Genomic DNA, 24,025 nt, shown 5'->3' with positions numbered 1-24,025 from the left:
GCACCGGGGTGGTATGAACGGGTCGTTCAAAGGTAAGACCCTAATGTGTCCTGAACGTTTCCTGTGCGTTCGAGGTACCCACGAAGGCAATCTGCGCATCCGGACGGTCTGCCCTCCGAGCGATCTGCTTCCGGAATATCTGCAGGCTCCCTCGCCTTAGAATCCGTATACGGGGGAGGATGGCACACCCGAGTCCTCCCGCGATACGAGCGCACCCCATCTCGCATCGGCACAGGAGAAGCGGCAATGACTGACTACGATCCGTTCGGCTTCGTCGGACTCACCTACGACGACGTGCTCCTGCTGCCCGGCCATACGGACGTCATCCCCAGCGAGGCCGACACGGGCTCGCGGCTGACGCGCAACATCCGGGTCGCCGCGCCGCTGCTCTCGAGTGCCATGGACACCGTCACGGAGGCGCGCATGGCGATCGCGATGGCGCGCCACGGCGGCATCGGCATCCTGCATCGCAACCTGTCGATCCACGACCAGGCCGCCGCCGTCGACCGCGTCAAGCGCAGCGAGTCGGGCATGATCACCGACCCGATCACCACCACGCCCGACGCGACGATCGACGAGGTCGACGCGCTGTGCCGCAAGTACCGCATCTCGGGCCTGCCGGTGGTGGACGAGGAGAACCGCCTCGTCGGCATCGTGACGAACCGCGACATGCGCTTCGTGAGCGAGTTCGAGCGCACCACCACTCTCGCCAAGGACGTCATGACCGCCGAGGGGCTCGTCACGGGCCACGTGGGCATCTCGCCCGAGGAGGTCGTGGCGCTGTTCGCGAAGCACCGCGTCGAGAAGCTGCCGCTGATCGACGACGGCGGCAAGCTCGCGGGCCTCATCACCATCAAGGACTTCGACAAGAGCGAGAAGTATCCCAACGCCACCAAGGACGCACAGGGCCGCCTGCGCGTGGGCGCCGCGATCGGCTTCTTCGGCGATGCGTGGGAGCGCGCCGAGGCGCTGCGCGACAAGGGCGTCGACGTGCTGGTCGTCGACACCGCCAACGGGCAGTCGCAGGGCGTGATCGACATCGTCAAGCGCCTCAAGGCCGACCCGACCTTCGCGCACATCGACATCATCGGCGGCAACGTCGCCACGCGCGAGGGCGCCCAGGCGCTGGTCGACGCGGGCGTCGACGCGGTCAAGGTCGGCGTGGGCCCGGGCTCGATCTGCACCACGCGCGTGGTCGCGGGCGTCGGCGTGCCGCAGGTGACGGCCATCTACGAGGCGTCGCTCGCCGCGCGCCCGGCCGGCGTGCCGGTCATCGCCGACGGTGGCCTGCAGTACTCGGGCGACATCGCCAAGGCCCTCGTCGCGGGCGCCGACACGGTGATGCTCGGATCGCTGCTGGCCGGCACCGAGGAGGCCCCGGGCGACGTCGTGTTCCAGGGTGGCAAGCAGTTCAAGCTGTATCGCGGCATGGGCTCGCTCGGCGCGATGCAGACGCGCGGCAAGCAGACCTCGTACTCGAAGGACCGCTACTTCCAGGCGGATGTGCCCAGCGACGACAAGCTGATCCCCGAGGGCATCGAGGGCCAGGTGCCCTACCGTGGCCCGCTGTCGGCGGTGTTCCACCAGCTCATCGGCGGCCTGCGTCAGTCGATGTTCTACGTCGGCGCGCGCACGATCGACGAGCTCAAGGCGCGCGGCAAGTTCGTGCGCATCACGTCGGCCGGCCTCAAGGAGTCGCACCCCCACGACGTGCAGATCGTGGTCGAGGCGCCGAACTACAAGCGCTGAGCTTCTTCCCTCTCGAAACGCAGCGGACCCCGGCCGGAGCGTGCCTCCAGCCGGGGTCTCCTGCGTCCGCCGCGCGCACTGCGGCCGCCGCGCCTGCGCGAGTGGCGGAGACCGACAGTGCGCGGATCCGCGCCGTTCGATCCGCACCCGCGCAGATCTCCGCGTCTGGTGCAGGACGGATGACCGTCGGCCCGCCCCGGGTAGGCTGAGACGGTGACGGAGATCGAGCTGGGCCGAGGCAAGCGGGCACGACGCGCGTACGCGTTCGACGACATCGCGGTGGTGCCCTCGCGGCGCACGCGCAACCCCGAGGACGTCGACACCTCCTGGTCGATCGACGCGTTCCACTTCGACGTGCCCGTGCTGGGCGCGCCGATGGACTCGGTCGTCAGCCCGAAGACCGCGATCATGCTCGGCCAGCTCGGCGGCCTGGGCGTGCTCGACCTCGAAGGTCTGTGGACCCGGTACGAGGATCCCGAGCCGCTGCTCGACGAGATCGCGTCGCTGCCCGACGAGGTCGCGACCAGCCGCATGAAGCAGCTCTACTCCGAGCCCATCAAGCCCGAGCTGGTGACCCAGCGCATCAACGAGATCCGCGCGGCGGGCGTCACGGTCGCCGGCGCGCTCACGCCGCAGCGCACGCAGGAGCTCTACGAGACGGTCGTCGCGGCGGGCGTCGACCTGTTCGTCATCCGCGGCACGACGGTCTCGGCCGAGCACGTCTCGAGCGCGGCCGAGCCGCTCAATCTCAAGAAGTTCATCTACGACCTCGACGTGCCGGTGATCGTGGGCGGCGCTGCGACGTACACGGCGGCGCTGCACCTCATGCGTACCGGCGCGGCGGGCGTGCTGGTCGGCTTCGGCGGCGGCGCCGCCTCGACCACGCGTGCGACGCTCGGCGTGCACGCACCCATGGCGACCGCGGTGGCGGACGTCGCCGGCGCGCGTCGCGACTACCTCGACGAGTCGGGCGGACGCTACGTGCACGTCATCGCCGACGGCGGCGTGGGCACATCCGGCGATCTGGTCAAGGCGCTCGCCATGGGCGCCGACGCCGTGATGCTGGGCGTCGCGCTCGCGCGCGCCACCGATGCGCCGGGCCGGGGCTTCCACTGGGGCCCCGAGGCGCACCACCCGAAGCTGCCCCGCGGCCGCCGCGTCATGGTGCCCCAGGTGGGCAGGCTGGAAGAGGTGCTGTACGGCCCGGCTCCCGTCGCCGACGGCACGGCGAACCTGATCGGTGCGCTGCGCAAGTCGATGGCCACGACCGGGTACTCCGACCTCAAGGAGTTCCAGCGGGTCGAGGTCGTCGTCGCCCCGTATGAGCACCACTGATCCGTCGGGTCCCGTCGAGGCCCCGCTCTTCCCGCCCACGCTGCGGGAGGTCATGCTGCGGCCGCGCTGGATCGCGCTGCTGGGTCTGTGCCTCGCCGTCGCGGGCGTCTTCGCCTGGCTGGGGCAGTGGCAGCTGTCGAGTGCGATCGACACCGATCCGCTGCCCGTCGACGCGACCGAGCAGGTGCGTCCGATCGACGAGATCGTGCAGCCCGGGCAGTACCTCGAGGAACCGCTCGTCGGGCAGCGCGTCGAGGTGACGGGGCGCTGGGTGCCGGGCGACTTCATCGTGGTGTCGTCGCGCTTCAACGATGACATCGAGGGGTTCTGGGTCACCGGCCAGTTCCGGCTCGACCGCGAGCAGCCGACATCCATCGCGGTCGCCGTGGGATGGACGCCCAGCCGCGAACGGGCCGATGCCGCGGTGGACGCGCTGAACGACGCCGCGGCCATGGCGTCATCCGACGTCGCGCTCTCGGTGCCGGTCGAGCTGACGGGCCGCATCATCTCGGACGAGGGCCCGGCGCTGCCGCGCGGCGACGATCCGCTCGAGCAGACGCGCATGTCGCCCGCCGCGCTGCTGAGCCGCTGGCATGAGATGGACGGATCGCCCGTGGCGGCGATCGACGTGTACCGCCCTTACCTGACGTCGACCGACCCGACCGGTGGCCTCGCCGACGCCGGACTCGACGAGATCTCGTCGCCGGCGCCCGAGCTGGCGAGCCCCGTCAACTGGCTCAACATCTTCTACGCGGCCGAGTGGGCGATCTTCGCGGGCTTCGCCTTCTACCTCTGGTACCGCCTCGCCAAGGACGCCTGGCTGCGCGAGGTCGAGGAGCTCGAAGACGTCGACCCCGACGACGACTGACTCGCGCCACCGTGTGCGCTGTCGGGCTCCCGAGGGCTCGACTAGCGCCGGGCGGGCTCGCTAGCGTCGCCGACGGTCGTGAGCGCGCCGGGCGCTAGTCAACGGTCGGGGTTGAGTCGCCGTTGCCCTGTGCAGGCCCCACCGGGCGACTAGCGCCGGGCGGGCTCGCTAGCGTCGCCGAGGGTCGTGAGCGCGCCGGGCGCTAGTCAACGGTCGGTTGAGGCGCCGGTACCGGACGCTCGTCAGCGGTCGGGGCGAGCCGGATGGGGGCTGCGGGCGCGGATCGGACGCACAGCCGCCGCCGATAGACTGGGGTTCATGCCGCAGCCGAAGCTCGCCACGTTCCCTCAGATCCGAGGCGCGCTGCGGTTCTACCAGATCTGCTCGGTCATCACCGGTGTCGGCCTGCTGCTGCTGTGCGCCGAGATGGTGCTGAAGTACACGCCGCTCGCCGTGGAGCTCTTCCTCGGCGGCTCGGGCGGCTTCCTCTGGTTCGCGCCGGTCGTGCCCTCGCCCGAAGGCGAGCTGATCTCCACCGGCGACGGGATCAACCTGTCGCTGGGCATCCTGATCGTGCACGGCTGGTTCTACGTCGTCTACCTCGCCGCCTGCTTCCGCGTGTGGAGCCTGATGCGCTGGCCGTTCTGGCGGCTCATCCTGCTCGCCGGCGGCGGCGTGGTGCCTTTCCTCTCCTTCTTCATGGAGTTCTACGTCGCGCGCGACGTGAAGCGCTATCTGGCCGAGCGCGAGGCCGCGGCCGCTGAGAAGGCCGCATCCAAGGCCGCGTCCACACAGGAGGTCGCCCAGTGAATCAGTCCGGAGCGGCGGGAGCCGACTCGATCCCTTCGGGGGCCGACGTCTCCCACGACACCGCCCAGCGCCCCGTGCTGGTCGTCGACTTCGGCGCGCAGTACGCGCAGCTGATCGCGCGCCGCGTGCGCGAGGCCGGCGTGTTCAGCGAGCTCGTGCCGCACACCGCCAGCGCCGAGGAGATCGCCGCGCACGACCCCGTCGCGATCATCCTGTCGGGCGGTCCCTCGTCGGTGTACGAGCCCGGGGCCCCGCAGCTCGACCCCAGGGTGTTCGAGCTGGGCGTGCCGACGCTGGGCATCTGCTACGGCTTCCAGGTGATGGCGCAGGCCCTCGGCGGCGAGGTCGCCAACACCGGCCTGCGCGAGTACGGCGCCACCGACGCCGCGCTGGTGGGCGACGGCGGCGTGCTGCTGGGCGGCCAGCCAGCCGAGCAGAACGTCTGGATGAGCCACGGCGACCAGGTGGCGAAGGCTCCCGAGGGCTTCCAGGTGCTCGCCTCGACCGCCGCCACGCCGGTCGCGGCGTTCGGCAACGCCGAGAAGTGCTTCTACGGCGTGCAGTGGCACCCCGAGGTCAAGCACAGCGACTTCGGCCAGAAGGTGATCGAGAACTTCCTGCACAAGGCCGCCGGTCTGCCGGCCGACTGGAACGCGGGGAACGTCATCGCCGAGCAGGTCGAGCGCATCCGCGCGCAGATCGGCAACGCGCGCGTCATCTCGGCCCTCTCGGGCGGAGTCGACTCGGCCGTGTCCACCGCGCTCGTGCACAAGGCCGTGGGTGACCAGCTCACCGCCGTGTTCGTGGATCACGGTCTGCTGCGCAAGGGCGAGCGCGAGCAGGTCGAGAAGGACTACGTCGAGTCGACGGGCGTGCGTCTGATCACGGTGGACGCCGAGGACACGTTCCTCGGGCACCTCGAGGGCGTGACCGACCCCGAGCAGAAGCGCAAGATCATCGGCCGCGAGTTCATCCGCGCGTTCGAGAAGGTGCAGCGCGACCTGATCGCCGAGGCGAAGGCCGAGGGCGAGCCCATCAAGTTCCTGGTGCAGGGCACCCTGTACCCGGATGTCGTCGAGTCGGGCGGCGGCGCCGGCACCGCGAACATCAAGAGCCACCACAACGTGGGCGGCCTTCCGGAGGACCTGGACTTCGAGCTGGTCGAGCCGCTGCGCACGCTGTTCAAGGACGAGGTGCGCGCGATCGGCCGTGAGCTCGGCATCCCGGAGGCCATCGTGGGACGTCAGCCGTTCCCCGGTCCGGGCCTCGGCATCCGCATCATCGGCGAGGTCACCCGGGAGCGCCTGGACATCCTGCGCGAGGCCGACGCGATCGCCCGCGAGGAGCTGACCAAGGCGGGCCTCGACGGCGAGATCTGGCAGTGCCCCGTGGTGCTGCTCGCGGATGTGCGCTCGGTGGGCGTGCAGGGCGACGGCCGCACCTACGGACATCCGGTCGTGCTGCGTCCCGTCTCGAGCGAGGACGCCATGACCGCCGACTGGACGCGCCTGCCCTACGACGTGCTCTCGAAGATCTCGAACCGGATCACCAACGAGGTGCGCGAGATCAACCGCGTCGTGCTGGATGTCACGTCCAAGCCCCCGGGAACGATCGAGTGGGAGTGATCCCGTCCTGACGAAGGCCGCCGCTGCAGACGCAGTCGGCGGCCTTCGGCGTTCTGACTCGCAGGCGAACGGGACGATGACGCCGCTCGCGGGGAGGCGCGTGGCGGCGTTCCGAGTAGGGTTGTCCACTCAATGGACGTGAGGAGTGGCAGGATGTCGCGAACGGGCGATCCGGGTCGCAGCGTGAGCTCGCGCCTGATGCAGATACTGTTCTCGTTCGACGCGCGGAACGAGTCGCTGGGTATCGCGGACCTCGTCCGGATCACCGGGATGTCGCGGACCACCGTGCGTCGCCTCGTCCTCGAGCTCGTGGAGGCGGGGGCCGTCGATCGTCGTGAGGACGGCCGGTTCACCGTGGGGCTCAAGCTGTGGCAGCTGGCCACGCTGGCGCCGCATACCGAGTCGTTGCGGAAGGTCGCGCATCCATTCGTCGAGGATCTCTACTCGGCGCTTCATCAGCACGTGCAGCTGGCCGTTCTGGAGGGCGAGGAGGCCGTGCTCGTCGACCGAACCTCGGCTCCTCGCGCTGTCGAACTCGGGACGAGAGTGGGCGGACGGCTTCCCCTGCATTGCTCCGGCGTGGGCAAGGTGCTGCTCGCGCATGCGGGACCCGAACTGCTGGAGACGATCGTGTCGTCTCCGCTGAAGGCGTACAGCACATCCACCATCACGGACCCCACCGTCCTGCGCCGCGAGATCGCGGCCTGTCGCCAGACCGGAACATCCATCGTGCGTGGAGAGCTGGCGGTGGATGCCGACTCGGTGGGGACTCGGATCCTGGACCGGCGCGGGCGGGTGATCGCCTCACTGGCCGTCGTGGTGCGCGCGGGGTCAGTGAGCCTCGATGCTGCCCTGCCATCGGTCGTCGCGACCGGGCTCGGCATCTCCCGCGCGCTGGGATGGCGTCCGGGTGTTCCGGTTCGCGACGGGATCGCGTAGTCCATTCAGCGGACGGCGAGTGGAAGGACAAGGGGCCGGGGTTCCAGGCTGTGAGGCGTCTGCCGCGTTCGCCGAACGTTCGGGATGGGCGGACTCTCAGACCTCCCTGCAATCGAAGGAGAAGCCTTGACTGGAACGTACGACACCGATGTCGCGATCGTGGGCGGGGGGCCCGTAGGCACGGCGCTCGCGATCGCCCTTGCGCAACAGGGCATCGGCAGCATCGTCATCGAGCGGCATCCCACGCCGCAGCCCGTGCCGAAGGGGCAGAACCTCACTCAGCGCACGATGGAGCATTTTCGGCGCTGGGGGCTCGAGGGTGATCTGCGAGGCGCGCGGACGCTGGCGCCGGGGCAGCCCTCGGCCGGCATGACCGCCTTCGGAACGCTCAGCGGGGAGTATCAGTACCCCTGGTTGCAGCGCGCACGCCTCGACGGCTTCTATGCGGCGCGCAATGAACGACTTCCCCAGTACGCGACCGAGGCGGTCCTCCGATCGAGCGCGCTCGCCACTCCGGAGATCGATTATCGGGCGGGGTGGACCGCTGAGCAGATCGAGCACGACGCCGACGGTGTCACGATCGGCCTAACCGCGAGCGGAGGCGAGCGCGACGCGATCAGGGCGCGATACGTGGTCGGAGCCGACGGCAGTCGCTCCCGGGTCCGTGAGGCGGTGGGCATCACGCAGACGCTCGCCGACCACGACCGGGTGATGGTGCTGCTCGTGTTCCGCTCACCGGAGTTCGACACCATCATGGAACGCTTCCCCGGGGTCGCGTTCGTTAATGTGATGAACGCCGAGCTCGAGGGGTATTGGCAGTTCTTCGGCCGCGTCGACGCGTCCGAGACGTGGTTCTTCCATGCGCCGGTGGAGGCCGAGCGTGTAGACGGCGTCGATCTCTCGGCCCTCCTGGAGCGAGCTGTGGGCCAGCGGTTCGCGTTCGAGGTGGAGTACCTGGGCCAGTGGGATCTGCGTTTCGCGTTGGCGGACTCGTACCGTTCGGGGCGCGCGTTCATCGCCGGTGACGCCTGCCACAGCCACCCGCCCTATGGCGGATACGGCATCAACTCGGGTTTCGAAGACGCGACGAACCTCGCTTGGAAGCTCGCGGCGGAGATCCGCGGCTGGGCCGGACCGGCGCTGCTCGACTCGTACGACGCTGAGCGCCGCCCGGTCTTCGCGTCGACGCGCGATGACTTCATCGATCGCGCCATCCGTGACGACCGCGACTTCCTCGCCGTGTTCGACCCGGAGCGCGACCGCGCCGCCTTCGAAGCGGAGTGGGCGCACCGCGACGACGGCGCGCAGCGCGAGGTCGACGCCTTCGAGCCGCACTACGAAGGGTCACCGATCGTCGGCGGCGTCGGGTCTCCCAGCGCTCTGGGAGGACACACCATGGAGGCACGTGCCGGCCATCACCTCGCGCCCGGCACCACATCCGATGGCGTAGAGGTCTTCGACGCCCTCGCGAGGGATGGTCTGACACTGCTCGCGGCGTCGGGCGCTGAGACGACGCCGTTCCGTGAGGTGGCTGATCGCCTGGGCGTGCCCTTGACCGTCGTCGGCGTCGATGCCGACACCGCGGCGCGCTATCAGGCGGCGCTTGTGCTCGTGCGTCCTGACGAGTACGTGGCCTGGGCCGGTGAAGCCGCGTCGGACGCCTCTTCAGTGCTGTCACTCGCCATCGGCTCCTGAGGGAGCGACCATCGGGAGGAGCATCCGATAAGGATGTTCCTCCCTGCGGTACGCGCATGCCATGATTCCGTTATGCGCAACATCGCGGACCCCAGCCGCAACCTCCCGGTCATCGAGTCGCTCGACAAGGGGCTGCAGGTCCTTCAGATGTTCCAGGAGCGGTCGGAGGTCCGAGTCAGCGACGCGGCGGCGGAGCTCGGGGTGGCGCGCTCCACAGCACATCGCATCCTCGCCACCCTTGCGGGTCGGGGTTTCGTCACGCAGGATCCTGGTTCGAAGGTCTACCGGACTGGGCGCGCTCTCATGGAGATGGGTCTCGGCTCCATCGGCCAGTTCGACATCCGGCGCAAGGCGCACCGGCATATGGCGCGGTTGGCGGATGAATTGCGAGAGACGGTGAACCTCGTCGTTCTCGAGGGAAACGCGTGCCGCATCATCGACGGCGTCGAGAGTGACCAGATGGTGCGCGTCAGCCTCCGCACCGGTGCGCTCGTCGCAGCGCACGCGTCGGCGGGAGGCAAGGTTCTGCTGGCGGAGCTCGATCGCGCCGAGCTGGGCGGCCTCTTCGATGGGTCGCTTCGGCCGCTGACCCATATGACGCGGACCGATATCGACGAGCTCTATGCCGACCTGGTCCAGGTGCGACGGCTCGGCTACGCGCTCAATTACGAGGAGAGCCAGGTCGGGCTGCGCGCGGTGGCGGTCCCAGTACGGGACCATGCGGGCCGTGTCATCGCTGCTCTGGCGATCCTCGTGCCCGCTGCCCGTTTCCACGATTCGCGCGTGGCTGACTTCGCCAGCGCTCTGCTCCAGGCGTCGCGGGACATCACCCACGATCTGGGCTGACCCCGCGCGCACACCCCCCTGTTTCGCATAGCGGAACAGGGGGGTCTTCTTTGTCTTGTGCCGCAACGGACCCCTCGCTCAGTCTTGCGAATGTTGCGCTGTACGCAACAAACGCGGGAGTGTTGCACAACATGGAAAAACGCCGTATCGTCACACCCGCGTCTCCGCACCCCCGTACTTCTCGATGAGGAGAGACATGAGCTACGGCACCTTCGATGCCCCCCACCGCGATATCCGCGAGTTGATCGACCGTTTCGACAAGGCAGGTCAGGTCACTCGTGTCGCCGGCGTGGATGAGACCCTCGAGCTCGGCACGCTCATCGAGCTGATCGCGCATCAGGCGGGCGAAGGAGGGCCAGCGGTCCTGTTCGAGGACGTCAAGGGCGGCAGCCGGGGGAACCGCGTGCTGTCCGGCGCGACGAACTCGGCCAGGCGCCTCGCGATCACCATGGGACTGCCCGAGTCGGACAACCCGCTCGACGTCGTGAAGGCCTACCGAGAGCGCATGAAGACGCACAAGCCGATTCCGCCCGTGCTCTCCGACAACCCGACGGTCACCGAGAACGTGCTCCGCGAGGGTGAGTTCGACATCAACGACTTCGTCACGCCGCTGCTTCATGAGAAGGACGGCGGGCGATACATCGGGACAGACGACCTCGTCATCATGAAGGACCCCGACGAGGGATGGGTGAACATCGGCACGTACCGGGTGCAGGTTCAGGGCAGCGACAGGCTCAGCGTGTGGATCTCGCCCGGCAAGCAGGGACGCCAGATCCGCGACAAGTACTTCGCCAAGGGCCAGCCCTGTCCCGTGCTCGTCTCCGTCGGCCACGACCCGCTCCTCTTCCTCGCCTCGGGCAACGAGCTCGGATGGGGACAGAGCGAGTACGACTACGTCGGCGGCCACCGCGGCGAGCCGTACGAGGTGCATGAGTCCGAGCTGCACGGGCTCCCCATGCCGGCTCACGCGGAGCTCGTCTTCGAAGGCGTCATGTACCCCGACGACAACGCCCTGGAGGGCCCGTTCGGGGAGTTCACCGGCTACTACGCCGGGGGAAGCTCCGAGCAGCCGGTCATCCGGGTGCAGCGCGTATACCACCGCACCAATCCGATTCAGACCGTCGCGAGCCCCATCCGGCCGCCGTCCAACTTCTCGTACAGCAAGTGCGTCATGAAGGCGGGGATGATCTGGGACGAGGTGGAACGCGCCGGTCTGTCGGGCGTGCAGGGCGTGTGGGTGCACGAGGCCGGCGCCGCTCGCATGTTCAACGTCATCTCCATCAAGCAGGCCTACGACGGACACGCCAAGCAGGCAGGGCTCCTGGCTGCCTCGACACAGTCGGCGTCCTATCTCGGCCGCTTCGTGGTCGTGGTGGACGAAGACATCGATCCGTCGAACCTCTTCGACGTCACCTGGGCCATGTCGACACGCTGCGACCCGGCGCAGGACATCGAGATCGTCAAGCGCGCCTGGAGTGGACCGCTCGATCCACGCATCCCCCGGGGCCAGCGGCACAACTCCCGCGCCATCATTCTGGCTGTTCGACCGTTCGGCGAGCACTTCCCGGATGTCGCCGAGGCCAGCGCGGAGCACCGTGCCGAGATCGCTGAGAAGTACAAGGACGTGCTCGCGTCCCTTCCCATCACCCCGCGCGGCTGAGTCGCGCCACACACAAGGAAGTACCAATGAAGGCAATGAAGCTGACATCGGCCGTGCTCGTCGCGGGCACCCTCTCCCTCGCCCTCGCAGGGTGCTCGGGAGGCGCCGCAGGCGGCGAGATCTCCGCCGAGAACCCCGTCGAAGTATCGGTCGGCTCCACTGCAGGAGGCGCCTCGGCGATCTTCCTGTACGGGATCGATCAGGGCATCTTCGCGGAGGAGGGCCTCGACCTCACCGTCGAAGTGCAGCAGTCCGGGGGTGCGACTCTGCCCGCCGTGATGGGCGGCCACATCGACTTCGGCGCGAGCGCCCTGACCTCGATCATCCAGGCTCGCGCCGAGGGCCTGCCGATTCTCGCCGTGGCGGGCGGCACGGGCGCGAGCGAAGACCCCATGACCGACATCAGCCAGGTGCTCGTCGACCCCGCTTCGGGTATCGAATCGCTCGCCGACCTCGAAGGCAAGACCCTCGCGATCAACGGGCTCAACACGATCTCGCAGCTGTCGATGGTCAAGGGCATCTCGGACGCCGGTGTCGATCCGGACGACGTCGAGATGGTGGAAGTCGGCTTCCCCGACATGGTCGCCACCCTGCAGCAGGGTGAGATCGACGCCGCCACCGTGCAGGAGCCCTTCCTCACTCAGGGCCTCGACGCAGGCCTCGTGTCGATCGGCAGCTCCTACTTCGAGCCGGGCATGGCCATCGGCGGTGTCTCGACGAGTGAGAAGTTCGCTGCCGAGCACCCGGAGGTGGTGACCGCCATGAAGGAAGCGGTGTCCCGCACGGCCAAGGCGATCGCCGACGACCCCGAGAGCTTCCGGGAGTTCCAGGTCGAGGCGGAGATGATCCCCGCTGAGCTCGCCGACCGTCTGAACCTCACCAGCTACCGCGGCGAAGTCGACCTCGAGACGGTGCAGGCCGCGGCCGACGTGATGGTCGAGTTCGGGTGGATCGACGAGGTCCCCGACCTCGACGCGCTGGTCTGGAAGCCGTGACCTCCACCATGACGAACTCCACGACGCGGAAGGAGGCGCGCGATCTGTCCTCGACGAGGGCGATCGCGACCTCCGCCCGTCCGTCCGCTCAGCGCCAGGCTGAGCGCGCGGCGCGGGTCAAGACCGCGCGTGGTCTGATGTGGCAGGTCCTCGCCGTCGCGTGCGCGCTCGCCATCTGGGAGATCCTGGTCCGTTCGGGTGCCCTCCCATCCACCGCGTTCTCGTCGCTGGGCGACATCCTGGCGGCGGGGGTGAAGCTCTTCGCGAACGGGACCGCGTTGCCCGCGATCGGCATGACGCTCGCGGGCTGGGCCATCGGCCTCTCCCTCGCAGCGCTGCTCGCGATCCCCACCGGCATCCTGGTGGGACGCTCCAGGATCGCCCAGCAGGCGACCATCGGCGTCGCGGAGTTCCTCCGACCGGTGCCCAGCATCGCATTGCTCCCCGTCGCGGTGCTGCTGCTCGGCATCGAGATGGAGACGAAGGTGTTCCTCGTCGTCTTCTCGGCGTTCTGGCCCATATGGTTCCAGTGCATGTACGGCGTCCGTGGCCTCGACCCCGTCGTGCTCGACACCGGGCGGTCCTACCAGATTCCGAAGCTCGCGTTCTTCTTCCGCGTGGTGATCCCGTATTCGACCCCATACATCGCGACGGGTATGCGCATCGCCTCGGCTGTCGCGCTCGTGCTCGCCGTTGTCGCGGAGCTGATCGTCGGCATGGACGGAATCGGCGCCGAGGCGGCGCTCGCGAAGACCGCCGGCAACATGCCCGCGATGTACGCGCTGATCATCATGACCGGCATCATCGGCTGGCTTCTCAACATCGCCTTCATGACGGTGGAGCGCCGCTTGACGAGCTGGCATGTGTCGAACAGGAGGCAGGGATGACGCAGGTGATGCCGCGTCGTTCGACGCACGGACGTGATGTGTTCATCAGGCAGCTGGTGTGGCTGGTGCCCGTCATCGTCCTGGCCGTCATAATCGGCCTCAGCTACGTGAGCGGGTCGTTCTACTTCCCGCCTGCGGGGAGGGTCTGGGAGGCGTTCCGTGAGGAATGGCTCTTCGCTCGCGTGCCGACCGATCTCCTGCCGAGCCTGTACCGCATGTTCACCGGGTACCTCGTGGGGTGCGTGCTTGCGATCCTGGTGGGCCTCGTTCTCGGACTGGTGCCGTGGCTGGCGCACGCGACCCGCCCGATCGTCGAGTTCTTCCGAGCGATCCCACCCGCGATCCTCATCCCGATCGCGATGATCGTGTTCGGGCTGGGGGACGAGATGAAGATCTCGGTGATCGCCTTCGCGGCGTTCTTCCCCGTGCTGCTGAACACCGTGGACGGCGTCCTCGGCGTGGACAAGACCACCGCGGAGATGTCGCGGTCCTACGGGGTGCCGGCGTTCGGGCGGCTGCTGCACGTGATCCTTCCCGCCACCCTTCCGCGGATCCTTGCGGGCATGCGAATCAGCCTCGCGCTCGCGATCGTCGTCATGGTCGTCACCGAGATGTTCGGGGGCGGCAACGGCATCGGCTACTTCATCCTCGAGCAGGAGAAGGCGTTCAAGATCCCCGGTATGTGGGGCGGTGTCATCCTGATCGGCCTCATCGGCTTCCTGGCGAATGTCCTGTTCGTCGTCGTCGAGAAGCGGATCCTCTTCTGGTACGACCTCAATTCACAGGGAAGTGGAAAATGAACGCGCAGGAAGCTCCTCTGCTGGAGATCGAGAATCTGTCGAAGATCTATCGCGACGATCGAGGTCGTGACGTCGCCGTGGGCTTTCTCGATGTGAATCTGACGATCGAGCAGGGCGATTTCGTGTGCGTGGTGGGTCCGTCGGGCTGCGGCAAGACGACGCTGCTTCGGACCATCGCGGGTCTCATGCCTGCGACGGCGGGTGAGATCCGTCTCGACGGCGAACCCGTCACGGGTCCGCCGCGCAAGGTGGCCTTCGTGTTCCAGGACTACGCACGTTCCCTGCTGCCGTGGATGACCGCGCTGAAGAACGTGGTCTTCCCGCTTCGGTACACGAACATGCCCAAGGAGGAGCGAGAGCGCGTCGCGATGGAGGCGCTCGAAGCGGTCGGCCTCGGCCATGCCGCACACAGGTACCCCTGGCAGATGTCGGGCGGGATGCAGCAGCGTGTGGCGATCGCACGCGCCGTCGCGTACCAACCCGAAGTGCTCCTCATGGATGAGCCCTTCGCAGCGGTCGACGCGCAGACGCGAGCGGAGCTCGAGGACCTCATGCTGTCGCTGCAGAGCAAGCTCGGTGTCACCGTCGTCTTCGTGACGCACGACATCGACGAAGCGGTGTATCTCTCCGACAAGATCGTCATCCTGCATCGCCCACCGCACAGCCTCGGGCGCGTCGTGGATGTGCCGCTCTCGAAGCCGCGGTCGCAGATCGAGACGAAGATCGAGCCCGGGTTCGCGGAGTTGCGAGCCAGTATCTGGCAGGAGATCGCCGAGGCGGGGCAGGAGGAGATCCCCGCGCTCGAGGACCTCGTCGGCTACCTGCCCGCCTGAGAGCGACAGGAGATCTGATGAAGCGCATCATCGTCGGGATCTCGGGTGCCAGCGGCATCCCGATCGCCACGAAGCTCTTGGAGATGCTGGGGCAGGCCGGGGTCGAGCGGCACGTCATCATCAGTCCGTCCGCGAAGCGCACGGCGCTGTCAGAGGTCCCCGACCTCAACCTGGAGTCGCTCTCCGAGCAGGTCCATGCTTGGAAGGACATCGGGGCGTCGATCGCGTCGGGGAGCTTCACGACCGACGGCATGATCGTCGTTCCGTGCAGCGTCAAGACCCTGTCGCAGATCGCGTACGGCATCGGCGAGAATCTGATCTGCCGAGCGGCCGACGTGACCCTGAAAGAGCGTCGTCGGCTGGTTCTCTGTGTGCGCGAGACGCCGTTCCACCTGGGGCACCTGCGTGCGATGACGCAGGCGACGGAGGCGGGCGCGATCATCGCGCCCCCCGTCCCTGCTTTCTATGCGGCCCCGGCGACCATCGACGACATCGTGTCCCACACCGCGTCGCGCCTGCTCCAGCTCGTGGGTGTCGAAGCGCCGGGCCGGGAGATGTGGGCGGGGGAGAGAGCAGGAATGGTCCGGGCGGACAAAGGGCTCGTGGGCCTCATCTGAGGCGCCTTGAGGACGACCCGAACGCGGCGGTTGCTCGCCGACCGGGCTCCACGCCGCGCGCGGAGGGTGTGTCGTCGTGAGAGCACGTGTCCTCAGCGAGGACACGTGCTCTCTACGTGCGGAAGGCGTGTTCTCGTGAGAGCACGTCGCGTCGGCGGACGCGGCTCAGCCCCGCTCGACGAGCACGCGGTCGACCAGGCCGTACTCGACGGCGGCCTCGCCCGTGAACACGCGGTCGCGGTCGGTGTCGTGCCGCAGCTGCTCGCCCGTGCGTCCCGTATGGGCAGACAGGATCTGCTCCATGTCGCCGCGGACTCGCACGAGCTCGTCGGCGTGCAGGATGAGGTCGGGCACCGCTCCGCGACTCTGCGCGCCGGGCTGATGCAGCACGATCCGTGCGTGCGGCAGCGCCGCGCGACGGCCTGAGGCGCCCGCGGCGAGCAGCACGGCGCCGGCGCCGACGGCCTGGCCCACGCAGGTGGTCGCCACGGCCGGCCGGATGAAGCGCATGGTGTCGTAGATCGCCAGCATGGCCGACGGGTCGCCGCCCTCGCAGTTGATGTAGAGCTGGATCTCGCGATCCGCGCTCACGGCCTCGAGGTGCAGCAGCTGCGCGATGAGCGCGTTCGCGACGCCCGCATCGATCGCGGTGCCGAGATAGACCACGCGGTCCGCGAGCAGCTGTGAGTAGACGTCCATGATCCGCTCGCCCCGCGCATCGCGCGTGATCACGTTCGGGATCGTGTAGCTGCTCATGCCGCCGCCTCCGCACTCAGTCCGATGCGGCTGCGATGCTGTGGCATGACCTCGTCGAAGCCGCGCACGATGCGGTCGATGAACCCGTAGTCGATGGCCTCCTGTGCCGTGTACCAGTGGTCGTGCAGCGAGTCCTCGAACACTCGGTCGATGCGCTGTCCTGTGTCCTGGGCCGTGATGCCGAGCACCGTGTCGCGCATGTAGCGCAGGTCATCGGCCTGCAGCGCGACGTCCACCGCGGTGCCGCCGATGCCCGCCGATCCCTGGTGGAGCAGGATGCGGGCGTGGGGCAGAGCGCGCCGCTTGCCCGGCGTTCCCGCGGTCAGCAGGAACTGGCCCGCGCTCGCCGCCATGCCGATCGCGAGCGTCGACACGTCGCACGGGACGAGCCGCATGATGTCGCGGATGGCGAGCATGGACGACACGGAGCCACCGGGCGAGTGGATCCACAGGGCGATGTCGGACGACGGATCCTCGGCGGCCAGCGACAGCAACTGAGTGGCCAGCAGAGTGCCGTTGTCGTCGTCGAGCGCCCCGTCGAGCACGAGCACGCGGCGATGCAGCAGCTCTCGCCGCGCGTCGGCGGTGAACTGGGGGATCTTGCCTTCTTCAGCCATGTGCCCAGCGTGCGCCTCGCGGACAGCGCGCGGGGGAGGATCTGCCGCCGGCGGATCGGCCCACGGCAGAGCGCGTCAGGCGGCGAGCGCGAGCGCCTGGACGCCACCGTGCGGAGCTGATGCGCTGACAGGGGCAGCCGGGCCCGCGGCGCGCAGATCGTCGGCGATGCCGGCGGTCAGGTCGAGCAGGCTCTCCCCGAGCGCACCCAGCACGGCCGCGACCATCTCGCTCGACGGCTCCTTGCGGCCGCGCTCGATCTCCGACAGGTACTGCACCGAGATGCCCGCTCGCCGCGCCACGTCGACGAGCCTCTCACCGCGCTGGCGTCGCAGCCTCCGCAGCCGATCGCCAACCAGGTGCCGCCACAGCGGATCGGGTCCCTCGGTCTGCTCGGCAGCGCGCTCGGACGGGGTGCGGAGAGGGAGCAGCTCGGCCATGCCGCCCACGCTAGGCGCGCGTGCCGTTCGCATGCATCCGGTTCTGCTCAGAGCAGAACCCCCGCCGCGGCCTTCGGGTTATCCCGAACCGAAGCGGGGGATCCCTCGGCGGTGCGGGCGGCGCCCCGCGTCCTAGCGTTGAGGCATGACCTCACAGCCCACCTCCGCCCCGGCCCGCCGGCTGCCCGCGCACTCGTCGCCGGCTCGCCTGGCCGGGGCCACCGCCCACCTCGCGGCGCTCGGCGTCGTCGGGCCGGGCGTCGTCGCCGCCGTCGCGACCCTGATCGGCCTCGGCATCGGGTTGCTTCCGGTGCTCGGGCTCGGACTGCTCTTCCTCGTCGCGCTGGTCTATGTGCTCTTCGCCGTCGCATGGCTGGAAACGGCCCGGATCGACGGCCTCTACGATGCCGGCCTGCCCGCCCTCCGGGCTCGCCGTGCGCCCCGCTCGGGGTTCGGCGGCTTCCTGCGGATGCTGTGGAGCCAGTTCACCGACCCGATCATGTGGCGTGCGCTGGCGAACGCCGCGGTGTCCACCATGCTCGGTCTGCTGCTGATCCCGTCGGCCGCGGCCCTGGCATCCGGCGTCGCGCTCGCGTTCGCGCCGCTGTACGCGGCCGAGGGCGTCGCACGCCTGGCCGTCTTCGATCTCGTCGACCTGCAGGTGCCGGCCGCATGGGCTCCGCTCGCGGGCATCCTGATCGCGGTGGCCGCGGCGGCGGCGGTCCTGGGTCTCGCCCTGCTGCACGGCGTGCTGGCCCGGGCGATCATCGTGCCGACGCGTGAAGCGCAGCTGGCCGAGCAGGCGCGGGTGTCGGACGCCCAGCGCGCCGGCGCGATGCGGGCATCCGAGGTCGAGCGCACGCGCATCGAGCGCGACCTCCACGACGGGGTGCAGCCGCGCCTGGTGTCGGTCGGGATGACCCTGGGCCTGGCCCAGCAGAAGATCGACTCCGACCCGTCGGCGGCCCGTGCCCTGATCGAGGAGGCGCATACCTCCACCAAGGCCGCGATCACCGAGCTGCGGCAGCTGGCGCGCGGCATCCACGCGTCGGTGCTGGACGACCGCGGGCTCGACGCCGCGCTGTCGGCGCTCGCGGGCCGCTCGCACATCCCCGTGCGGCTCGACGTGCGCCTCGACGGTCGCTGCAGCCGCGACGCGGAGGCCGCCGTGTACTTCGCGATCGCCGAGTCGCTCACCAACGCCGCCAAGCACTCGCGCGCGAGCGAGACGCGCGTGACCGTGCGGCGCCGCGACGACGGCACCGTCTGGGCCCGCGTCGAGGACGACGGCATCGGCGGCGCACGCGTGCTGCCGGGCGGCGGGCTGGACGGCATCTCGAACCGGGTGCTCGGGGCCGGCGGCACCGTGCGCCTCGACAGCCCGCAGGGCGGGCCGACTGCGCTGGAGGTGAGCGTGCCGTGCGCATCCTGATCTGCGAGGACTCCGTGCTCCTGCGCGAGGGGCTCGTGCGCCTGCTCGAAGACGGGGGCCACGAGGTGGTCGCGGCGCTGCCCGACACGTCGGGGCTACCGGATGCAGTCGACCAGCACCGTCCCGAGCTGTGCATCCTCGACGTACGCCTGCCCCCGACCTTCACCGACGAGGGCATCCGCGCCGCGGCCGAGCTGCGCGCCCGCCGCCCCGAGCTGCCTGTGCTGGTGCTGTCGCAGTACGTCGAGGAGCGGTACGCCAGCGAGCTCATCACCGGCCACGGCGGCGCACTCGGCTACCTGCTCAAGGACCGGGTGGCCGATGTGACCGAGTTCCTCGAGTCGGTGCAGCGCATCGCCGGCGGCGCCACGGTGCTCGACCCCGAGGTCGTGGCGCAGCTGCTCACCCGCCGCACGCAGGACGACAGGATGGCGCGCCTCACCGAGCGCGAACGCACCGTGCTCTCGCTGATCGCGGAGGGCAAGTCGAATCAGGCCATCGCCGCGCTGCTGTTCCTGTCGGAGGGCAGCATCGAGAAGCACATCACCTCGATCTTCCAGAAGCTGGGGCTCGAGCCCGACGAATCCGGCAACCGCCGCGTGCTCGCGGTGCTCGCCCACATCGAACGCAACGGCGGTTCGCCGCAGACAGGATCGGCACGATGAACGACACGCTCACGCCCCCGCCCGCCGCGCCCGCACCGGGCGCCACCCCCTCGGCGCCCGACCAGACGGCGGCCGGCGGCCGGCGCCCCGGGAAGGCGGTCGCGATCATCGCGACCGTCGCCGGGGGGCTCGTCCTGCTGGGCACCGTCACCCACGCCGCTGTCGGCACGGTGCGCGACGCCATGCGCGTGAGCGGCAGCTGGACCGCGGATGCACGCGGCGTCACGTCTCTCGACGTCGAGGCGGCCGGGTCGCGCTTCGCGCTCGAGTTCGGCGACGTCGACGAGGCGGTGCTCGAGGTCGACAACGCCCGCGATGGCGACTGGCGCATCGAGCGCGACGGGAGCGAGCTGGTCGTGCGGAAGGCCGATCAGCTGTTCGGCGACTGGGGCTTCGGGCGCGAGGGCGAGACCGTCGTGCTGACTCTGCCCGAGCGGCTGCGCGGGGCGGCGCTGGACGCCGACCTGCACCTGGCGGCGGGCGAGCTGCGCGCCGATGCCGTGTTCGGCGAGCTCACGCTCGACCTGGGAAGCGGCGCCATGGACGTCACCGGCACTGCCCGCAGCCTCGACGCCGAGGTCAGCGCCGGACAGATCGAGCTCGATCTCGCCGACGTCGCCGCGGCCGAGCTCACCGCGTCGGCCGGCCGTATCGTCGGCGACCTCACGGGCGACGCGCCCGACACCGTCGCCATCGACGTCAGTGCCGGATCCGTCGAGCTCGGCATGCCGCGCGCCACCTACGACGTGCGCTCCGACGTGGCCGCGGGCTCGTTCGACAACCGCCTCGACACGTCGTCGTCGGCGCCTCGGCAGGTGACGGTCGACGTGTCGGCCGGCCGCGTGCAGCTCACGCCCGCCGACTGACGCGGACAGGTCGCGCCGGGGGCGTGCGAACCGGATGCGCCGGGCAGGATGGAGGCATGACCGCCACCTCGTATCGCATGCGCGATCGCATCATCCGGGACCACACCGTCACGGTGCCGCTCGACTGGAGCGGGCCGGACCGGCAGCCGCTTCCGGGGGTGGCGGGCACGATCGAGGTGTTCGCGCGCGAGGTGGCCCACGTCGACCGGCAGGATGCGCCCATCCTGGTGTTCCTGCAGGGTGGCCCGGGAGGCAAGGGGCCGCGGCCGATGCCGGGCGGCGACTGGATCGACGAGGCGCTGAAGACCCATCGCCTGCTGCTGCTCGACCAGCGCGGCACGGGGCGGTCTACGCGTGTCGAGGCGGCGTCGATCGCCGGACTCACGGCCGATGAGGCCGCCACGTACGTCCGGATGTTCCGGGCCGAGCAGATCATTGCCGACCTCGAGCACATCCGGCGCGAGGTGTTCGGCGGCATCCGCTGGCAGACGCTCGGCCAGAGCTACGGCGGGTTCCTCACCCTCACGTACCTGTCGTTCCATCCCGAGGCCGTGGCGGCGTCGTACGTCACGGGTGGGCTGACCTCGTTCGAGCCGGATGCGACCGACGTCTACCGGCGCACGCTGCCCCGGGTGGCCGCCAAGACCGCCGAGTTCTACCGCCGCTACCCGCAGGACGCCGACGTGATCGCGCGCGTCGTCGACGTGGTCGAGAACTCCGACGTGCGCCTGCCCAGCGGCGACCGGCTCAGCGCTCGCCGCCTGCAGACCCTCGGCATCGACTTCGGCATGCAGCCGGGGTTCGAGCGCATGCACTGGCTGTTCGACGAGGCGTTCGCGGCGCCGGGGCGGCTGAGCGACCACTTCCTCGCCGAGGTCGACGCCCGCACCCAGCAGTGGTCGGGCCCGCTGTACGCGCTGCTGCAGGAGGAGATCTACGCCGACGGCGCCGGGGCCACCGCGTGGGCGGCCGAGCGCGTGCGCGCGGAGCTCGGCGGGTTCGAGCCGGATGCGTCGCCCCTGCCGTTCACGGGCGAGATGTTCTTCCCGTGGATGTACGACGAGATCGCGTCACTGCGCCCCTTCCGCGACGCGGCGCACGCCCTGGCCGAGCGGGAGGACCATCCGGCCCTCTACGACGCCGCGCAGCTGCGCCGCAACGAGGTGCCGATCGCCGCGGCGATGTACTTCGACGACATGTACGTCGACTTCGGCTACGCGCAGCAGACCGCCCGCGAGGTGCCCCACACGCACCTGTGGGTCACGAACGAGTACGAGCACGACGGCCTGCGCCAGGACACCCGCGTGGTGCGCGCGCTGATCGACCGGGTGGTGGCCGAAGGCGGGCCGCTCGGCTGAGGGCCGTGGAGGCCGCGGCCGGAGATCCCGCCTTCTGAGGATCGATCCTCGTCATCCGGTCCGCAGAAGCCGGGATCTCCGAGGCACGCGCACGAAAGAGGGCCGCCCCTTCGGGACGGCCCTCTTCGGGTGAGCTGATCAGTCGTTGCCGCGCAGGATCGCCAGGATGCGCAGGATCTCGACGTAGATCCAGACGACGGTCGAGACGATGCCGAACGAGGCCTTCCAGCCGAGCTTGCGCGGGGCGCCGTTGCGGGCGCCGTTCTGCACGAACTCGAAGTCCATGACAAGCGAGTACGCGCCCATCAGCACGGCGAGTGCGCCGATGATGACGCCGAGCGGCATGCCCATGAACTCCATGGACCGGATGCCCCATGCCAGGTCGCCGAACGTGCCGTTGCCGAACGGGATGCTGCCACCGAACCACATCAGCCCGAGGTTCAGCAGGCTGAAGACGCCGTAGCCGAGCAGGGCGATCATGAAGATCTTGTTCATCCGGGGCGACGTGCGCACCTTGCCGCTCGAGAACAGCGCGAGCGTGACTCCCACGACGGCGACGGTCGCGAGCGTCGCCTGCATCACCACGCCGGGGAACTGCATCTCCATGAAGAGCGAGAACGCGCCGATGAAGAGGCCCTCGAGCGCCGCGTAGGCCAGCACGAGGCCGGCGCCCGGCATGCGCTTGAACGCGTTGACGAGGCCCAGCACCAGTCCGCCGAGCACGCCCAGGACCATCAGGCCGAGGCCGAGGCCCGGGTTGGAGGCCATGGCGAACCAGCCGACCGCGCCGCCGACCAGCAGCACCGCGAACGACGCCACGGTCTTGTGGATGGTGTCCTCGACCGTCATCCGGCCGGTGTCGGTGGCGCCCGCGGCAGGAGCGGAGTACATGCCCTCGAGGTGCTCCGCGGGAGGCGGCACGAGTCCGCCGGCGGGGTGCTGGCCGGCACGCGGGCCGCCCGGGTACGTCTGCGCCGCGTACGACTGCGCCTGCGGCGGACGCGTGGACGTCTGGAAGGCGGGGTCTGTGAATCCGAACTTGGCCATGATGGTCAGCTCCAAAAGGTTGCGGGACAGCGGTGTCGGACGCTGTTGAACCACACTACCCACGATTTCTTATGCCTCTGCTGGGATTGGCAGGCATCTGTGGTACGCCCGGCGCGAACGCGGCGGGGCCCCGGGCGGGCTACGTAGGGTGGTCGCATGCCTCGCCGCCGCCCCCTCGTGATCGCTCACCGCGGAGCGCCCGGATACCGCCCCGAGCACTCGCGTTCGTCGTATGACCTCGCCCTTGAGCTCGGCGTCGACGCGGTCGAGCCGGACATCGTCGCCACGCGCGACGGAGTGCTGGTGGTGCGGCACGAGAACGAGATCTCCGGCACCACGAACGTCGCCGAGCGCGCGGAGTTCGCCGACCGGCGCACGACCAAGACGGTCGACGGGGTCACCCACACGGGCTGGTTCACCGAGGACTTCACGTGGGACGAGCTCGCGACGCTCACCACGCGCGAGCGCATCCCGGGCATCCGGCCCCGCAGCGCGACGTTCGACGACGCCCAGCCGATGCTTCGGCTCACGGATGTGCTCGACCTGGTGCGGGCCGCGTCGCTCGCCCAGGGCCGCGAGATCGGCGTGGTGCTGGAGGTGAAGCACGCCACGTACTTCGCGTCGATCGGCCTCGACCTGGTGCCCATGATCGACGCCGAGCTGCGGTCCACCGGATGGGCGTCGGGCGGCCTGCCCCTGGTGATCGAGTCGTTCGAGTCGACCGTGCTGCGCCGGCTGCGCGAGCGCGGCGTCCCGGCGACGTACATCTACCTGCTCGAGGCGAAGGGCAAGCCGTTCGACCTGGTGGCGTCGCTGGGGGATGCCGCGCCGTCGTACCCGGCCACGGCCAAGCCGCGGGGGCTCGACCGCCTGGTCGGTGCGGTCGACGGCATCAGCGTCGACAAGCGGATGATCCTGGCGCCCGACCGCCTGGGTCGCGCGACCGGTCCCGCCCCTGTGGTCGCCGACGCGCAGGAGCGCGGCCTGCAGGTCTACACGTGGACGTGCCGGCCCGAGAACGCGTTCCTGCTCCCGGAGTTCCGCACCAGGGCCGGAAAGCGGGAATTCGGCGATTATGAGGCGGAGTGGGACCTCATCCGCCGCTCGGGCGTGGACGGCGTGTTCGTCGACCACCCGGATCTCGGCGTCGCGTTCTTCCGGGGCTGACGGCGCCTTCGCGCGTACGG

23 protein-coding genes are annotated in these 24,025 nt (G+C 69.6%); 19 read left to right on the top strand and 4 right to left on the bottom strand.

All coding sequences use genetic code 11. The annotated features are described in order from the left end of the window. Window positions 1-246: 246 nt before the first annotated feature. The 14 genes from guaB (at window position 247) to ABTW64_RS03645 (ending at window position 15,659) form a co-directional block, all read left to right on the top strand. Complete coding sequence (guaB, locus tag ABTW64_RS03710; protein ID WP_350619321.1) at window positions 247-1,749, top strand: IMP dehydrogenase; 1,503 nt, start codon at window positions 247-249, stop codon at window positions 1,747-1,749. A 213-nt stretch (window positions 1,750-1,962) separates the two neighbouring features. Next, a complete protein-coding gene (locus ABTW64_RS03705; protein ID WP_350619319.1) occupies window positions 1,963-3,084 on the top strand; it encodes a GuaB3 family IMP dehydrogenase-related protein in 1,122 nt (373 codons plus the stop codon). Beyond that, a complete protein-coding gene (locus ABTW64_RS03700; RefSeq protein ID WP_502892295.1) occupies window positions 3,071-3,952 on the top strand; it encodes an SURF1 family protein in 882 nt (293 codons plus the stop codon). Before ABTW64_RS03705 ends, ABTW64_RS03700 begins: the two co-directional genes overlap by 14 nt. A gap of 318 nt (window positions 3,953-4,270) precedes the next feature. After that, a complete protein-coding gene (locus tag ABTW64_RS03695) occupies window positions 4,271-4,762 on the top strand; it encodes a DUF3817 domain-containing protein (RefSeq protein WP_350619317.1) in 492 nt (163 codons plus the stop codon). 29 nt (window positions 4,763-4,791) lie between these two features. Beyond that, window positions 4,792-6,387 (top strand): glutamine-hydrolyzing GMP synthase, encoded by a 1,596-nt coding sequence (guaA, locus tag ABTW64_RS03690; protein WP_350619710.1) that lies wholly within the window; start codon window positions 4,792-4,794, stop codon window positions 6,385-6,387. Window positions 6,388-6,570: 183 nt separating this feature from the next. Further along, window positions 6,571-7,326 carry an IclR family transcriptional regulator gene (locus tag ABTW64_RS03685; protein WP_350619315.1) on the top strand — a complete coding sequence of 252 codons (756 nt, stop codon included), beginning with the start codon at window positions 6,571-6,573 and terminating at the stop codon, window positions 7,324-7,326. A 126-nt stretch (window positions 7,327-7,452) separates the two neighbouring features. Then, window positions 7,453-9,021 (top strand): FAD-dependent monooxygenase, encoded by a 1,569-nt coding sequence (locus ABTW64_RS03680; RefSeq protein WP_350619313.1) that lies wholly within the window; start codon window positions 7,453-7,455, stop codon window positions 9,019-9,021. A gap of 72 nt (window positions 9,022-9,093) precedes the next feature. Next, a complete protein-coding gene (locus ABTW64_RS03675; protein ID WP_350619311.1) occupies window positions 9,094-9,867 on the top strand; it encodes an IclR family transcriptional regulator in 774 nt (257 codons plus the stop codon). Window positions 9,868-10,063: 196 nt separating this feature from the next. Next, the gene (locus ABTW64_RS03670; protein ID WP_350619309.1) at window positions 10,064-11,527 is read left to right on the top strand and encodes a UbiD family decarboxylase; all 1,464 of its coding nucleotides are present in this window, start codon (window positions 10,064-10,066) and stop codon (window positions 11,525-11,527) included. A 26-nt stretch (window positions 11,528-11,553) separates the two neighbouring features. Continuing rightward, complete coding sequence (locus ABTW64_RS03665) at window positions 11,554-12,522, top strand: ABC transporter substrate-binding protein (protein ID WP_350619307.1); 969 nt, start codon at window positions 11,554-11,556, stop codon at window positions 12,520-12,522. Window positions 12,523-12,530: 8 nt separating this feature from the next. After that, on the top strand, window positions 12,531-13,409 hold the full coding sequence (locus ABTW64_RS03660) for an ABC transporter permease (protein WP_350619305.1): 879 nt from the start codon (window positions 12,531-12,533) through the stop codon (window positions 13,407-13,409). Next, window positions 13,406-14,209, top strand: coding sequence for an ABC transporter permease (locus ABTW64_RS03655; RefSeq protein WP_350619303.1), 804 nt, complete (start codon window positions 13,406-13,408; stop codon window positions 14,207-14,209). Before ABTW64_RS03660 ends, ABTW64_RS03655 begins: the two co-directional genes overlap by 4 nt. After that, the gene (locus ABTW64_RS03650; RefSeq protein ID WP_350619301.1) at window positions 14,206-15,042 is read left to right on the top strand and encodes an ABC transporter ATP-binding protein; all 837 of its coding nucleotides are present in this window, start codon (window positions 14,206-14,208) and stop codon (window positions 15,040-15,042) included. The genes ABTW64_RS03655 and ABTW64_RS03650 overlap by 4 nt, the downstream gene beginning before the upstream one ends. 17 nt (window positions 15,043-15,059) lie before the next feature. Then, window positions 15,060-15,659 (top strand): UbiX family flavin prenyltransferase, encoded by a 600-nt coding sequence (locus tag ABTW64_RS03645; protein WP_350619299.1) that lies wholly within the window; start codon window positions 15,060-15,062, stop codon window positions 15,657-15,659. Window positions 15,660-15,824: 165 nt separating this feature from the next. On the opposite strand, the gene ABTW64_RS03640 is transcribed toward ABTW64_RS03645, so the two are convergent. From ABTW64_RS03640 to ABTW64_RS03630, 3 genes are all read right to left on the bottom strand, one after another. Further along, complete coding sequence (locus ABTW64_RS03640) at window positions 15,825-16,415, bottom strand: ClpP family protease (protein ID WP_350619297.1); 591 nt, start codon at window positions 16,413-16,415, stop codon at window positions 15,825-15,827. Further along, window positions 16,412-17,032: a ClpP family protease gene (locus tag ABTW64_RS03635; RefSeq protein WP_350619295.1), complete on the bottom strand. Its 621-nt coding sequence runs from the start codon at window positions 17,030-17,032 to the stop codon at window positions 16,412-16,414. The genes ABTW64_RS03640 and ABTW64_RS03635 overlap by 4 nt, the downstream gene beginning before the upstream one ends. Before the next feature lie 75 nt (window positions 17,033-17,107). Then, window positions 17,108-17,470 (bottom strand): helix-turn-helix domain-containing protein, encoded by a 363-nt coding sequence (locus tag ABTW64_RS03630; protein ID WP_350619293.1) that lies wholly within the window; start codon window positions 17,468-17,470, stop codon window positions 17,108-17,110. Between the two features lie 145 nt (window positions 17,471-17,615). Between ABTW64_RS03630 and ABTW64_RS03625 the strand changes: the two genes are divergently transcribed. Genes ABTW64_RS03625 through ABTW64_RS03610 form a run of 4 tightly spaced genes read left to right on the top strand, consistent with a single transcriptional unit; the run spans window position 17,616 to window position 21,791 of the window. Beyond that, the gene (locus ABTW64_RS03625; protein ID WP_350619291.1) at window positions 17,616-18,902 is read left to right on the top strand and encodes a sensor histidine kinase; all 1,287 of its coding nucleotides are present in this window, start codon (window positions 17,616-17,618) and stop codon (window positions 18,900-18,902) included. After that, window positions 18,890-19,567 carry a response regulator gene (locus ABTW64_RS03620; RefSeq protein ID WP_350619289.1) on the top strand — a complete coding sequence of 226 codons (678 nt, stop codon included), beginning with the start codon at window positions 18,890-18,892 and terminating at the stop codon, window positions 19,565-19,567. The genes ABTW64_RS03625 and ABTW64_RS03620 overlap by 13 nt, the downstream gene beginning before the upstream one ends. Further along, the gene (locus tag ABTW64_RS03615; protein ID WP_350619287.1) at window positions 19,564-20,433 is read left to right on the top strand and encodes a DUF4097 family beta strand repeat-containing protein; all 870 of its coding nucleotides are present in this window, start codon (window positions 19,564-19,566) and stop codon (window positions 20,431-20,433) included. The genes ABTW64_RS03620 and ABTW64_RS03615 overlap by 4 nt, the downstream gene beginning before the upstream one ends. A gap of 56 nt (window positions 20,434-20,489) precedes the next feature. Further along, entirely contained in the window at window positions 20,490-21,791 is a 1,302-nt protein-coding gene (locus ABTW64_RS03610) for an alpha/beta fold hydrolase (protein WP_350619285.1), read from the top strand. 138 nt (window positions 21,792-21,929) lie between these two features. Here ABTW64_RS03610 and ABTW64_RS03605 read toward each other — a convergent pair whose 3' ends face one another. Then, entirely contained in the window at window positions 21,930-22,838 is a 909-nt protein-coding gene (locus ABTW64_RS03605) for a Bax inhibitor-1/YccA family protein (protein ID WP_350619283.1), read from the bottom strand. Between the two features lie 156 nt (window positions 22,839-22,994). Between ABTW64_RS03605 and ABTW64_RS03600 the strand changes: the two genes are divergently transcribed. Then, complete coding sequence (locus ABTW64_RS03600) at window positions 22,995-24,005, top strand: glycerophosphodiester phosphodiesterase family protein (RefSeq protein WP_350619281.1); 1,011 nt, start codon at window positions 22,995-22,997, stop codon at window positions 24,003-24,005. Window positions 24,006-24,025: the final 20 nt, after the last annotated feature.

It is taken from the genome of Microbacterium sp. NPDC096154 (genome assembly GCF_040302945.1).
In the GTDB taxonomy this organism is placed as follows: Bacteria; Actinomycetota; Actinomycetes; order Actinomycetales; family Microbacteriaceae; genus Microbacterium.
The sequence above is the reverse complement of the archived record's forward strand: the minus strand, read 5'-3'. Positions and strand labels throughout refer to the sequence as shown.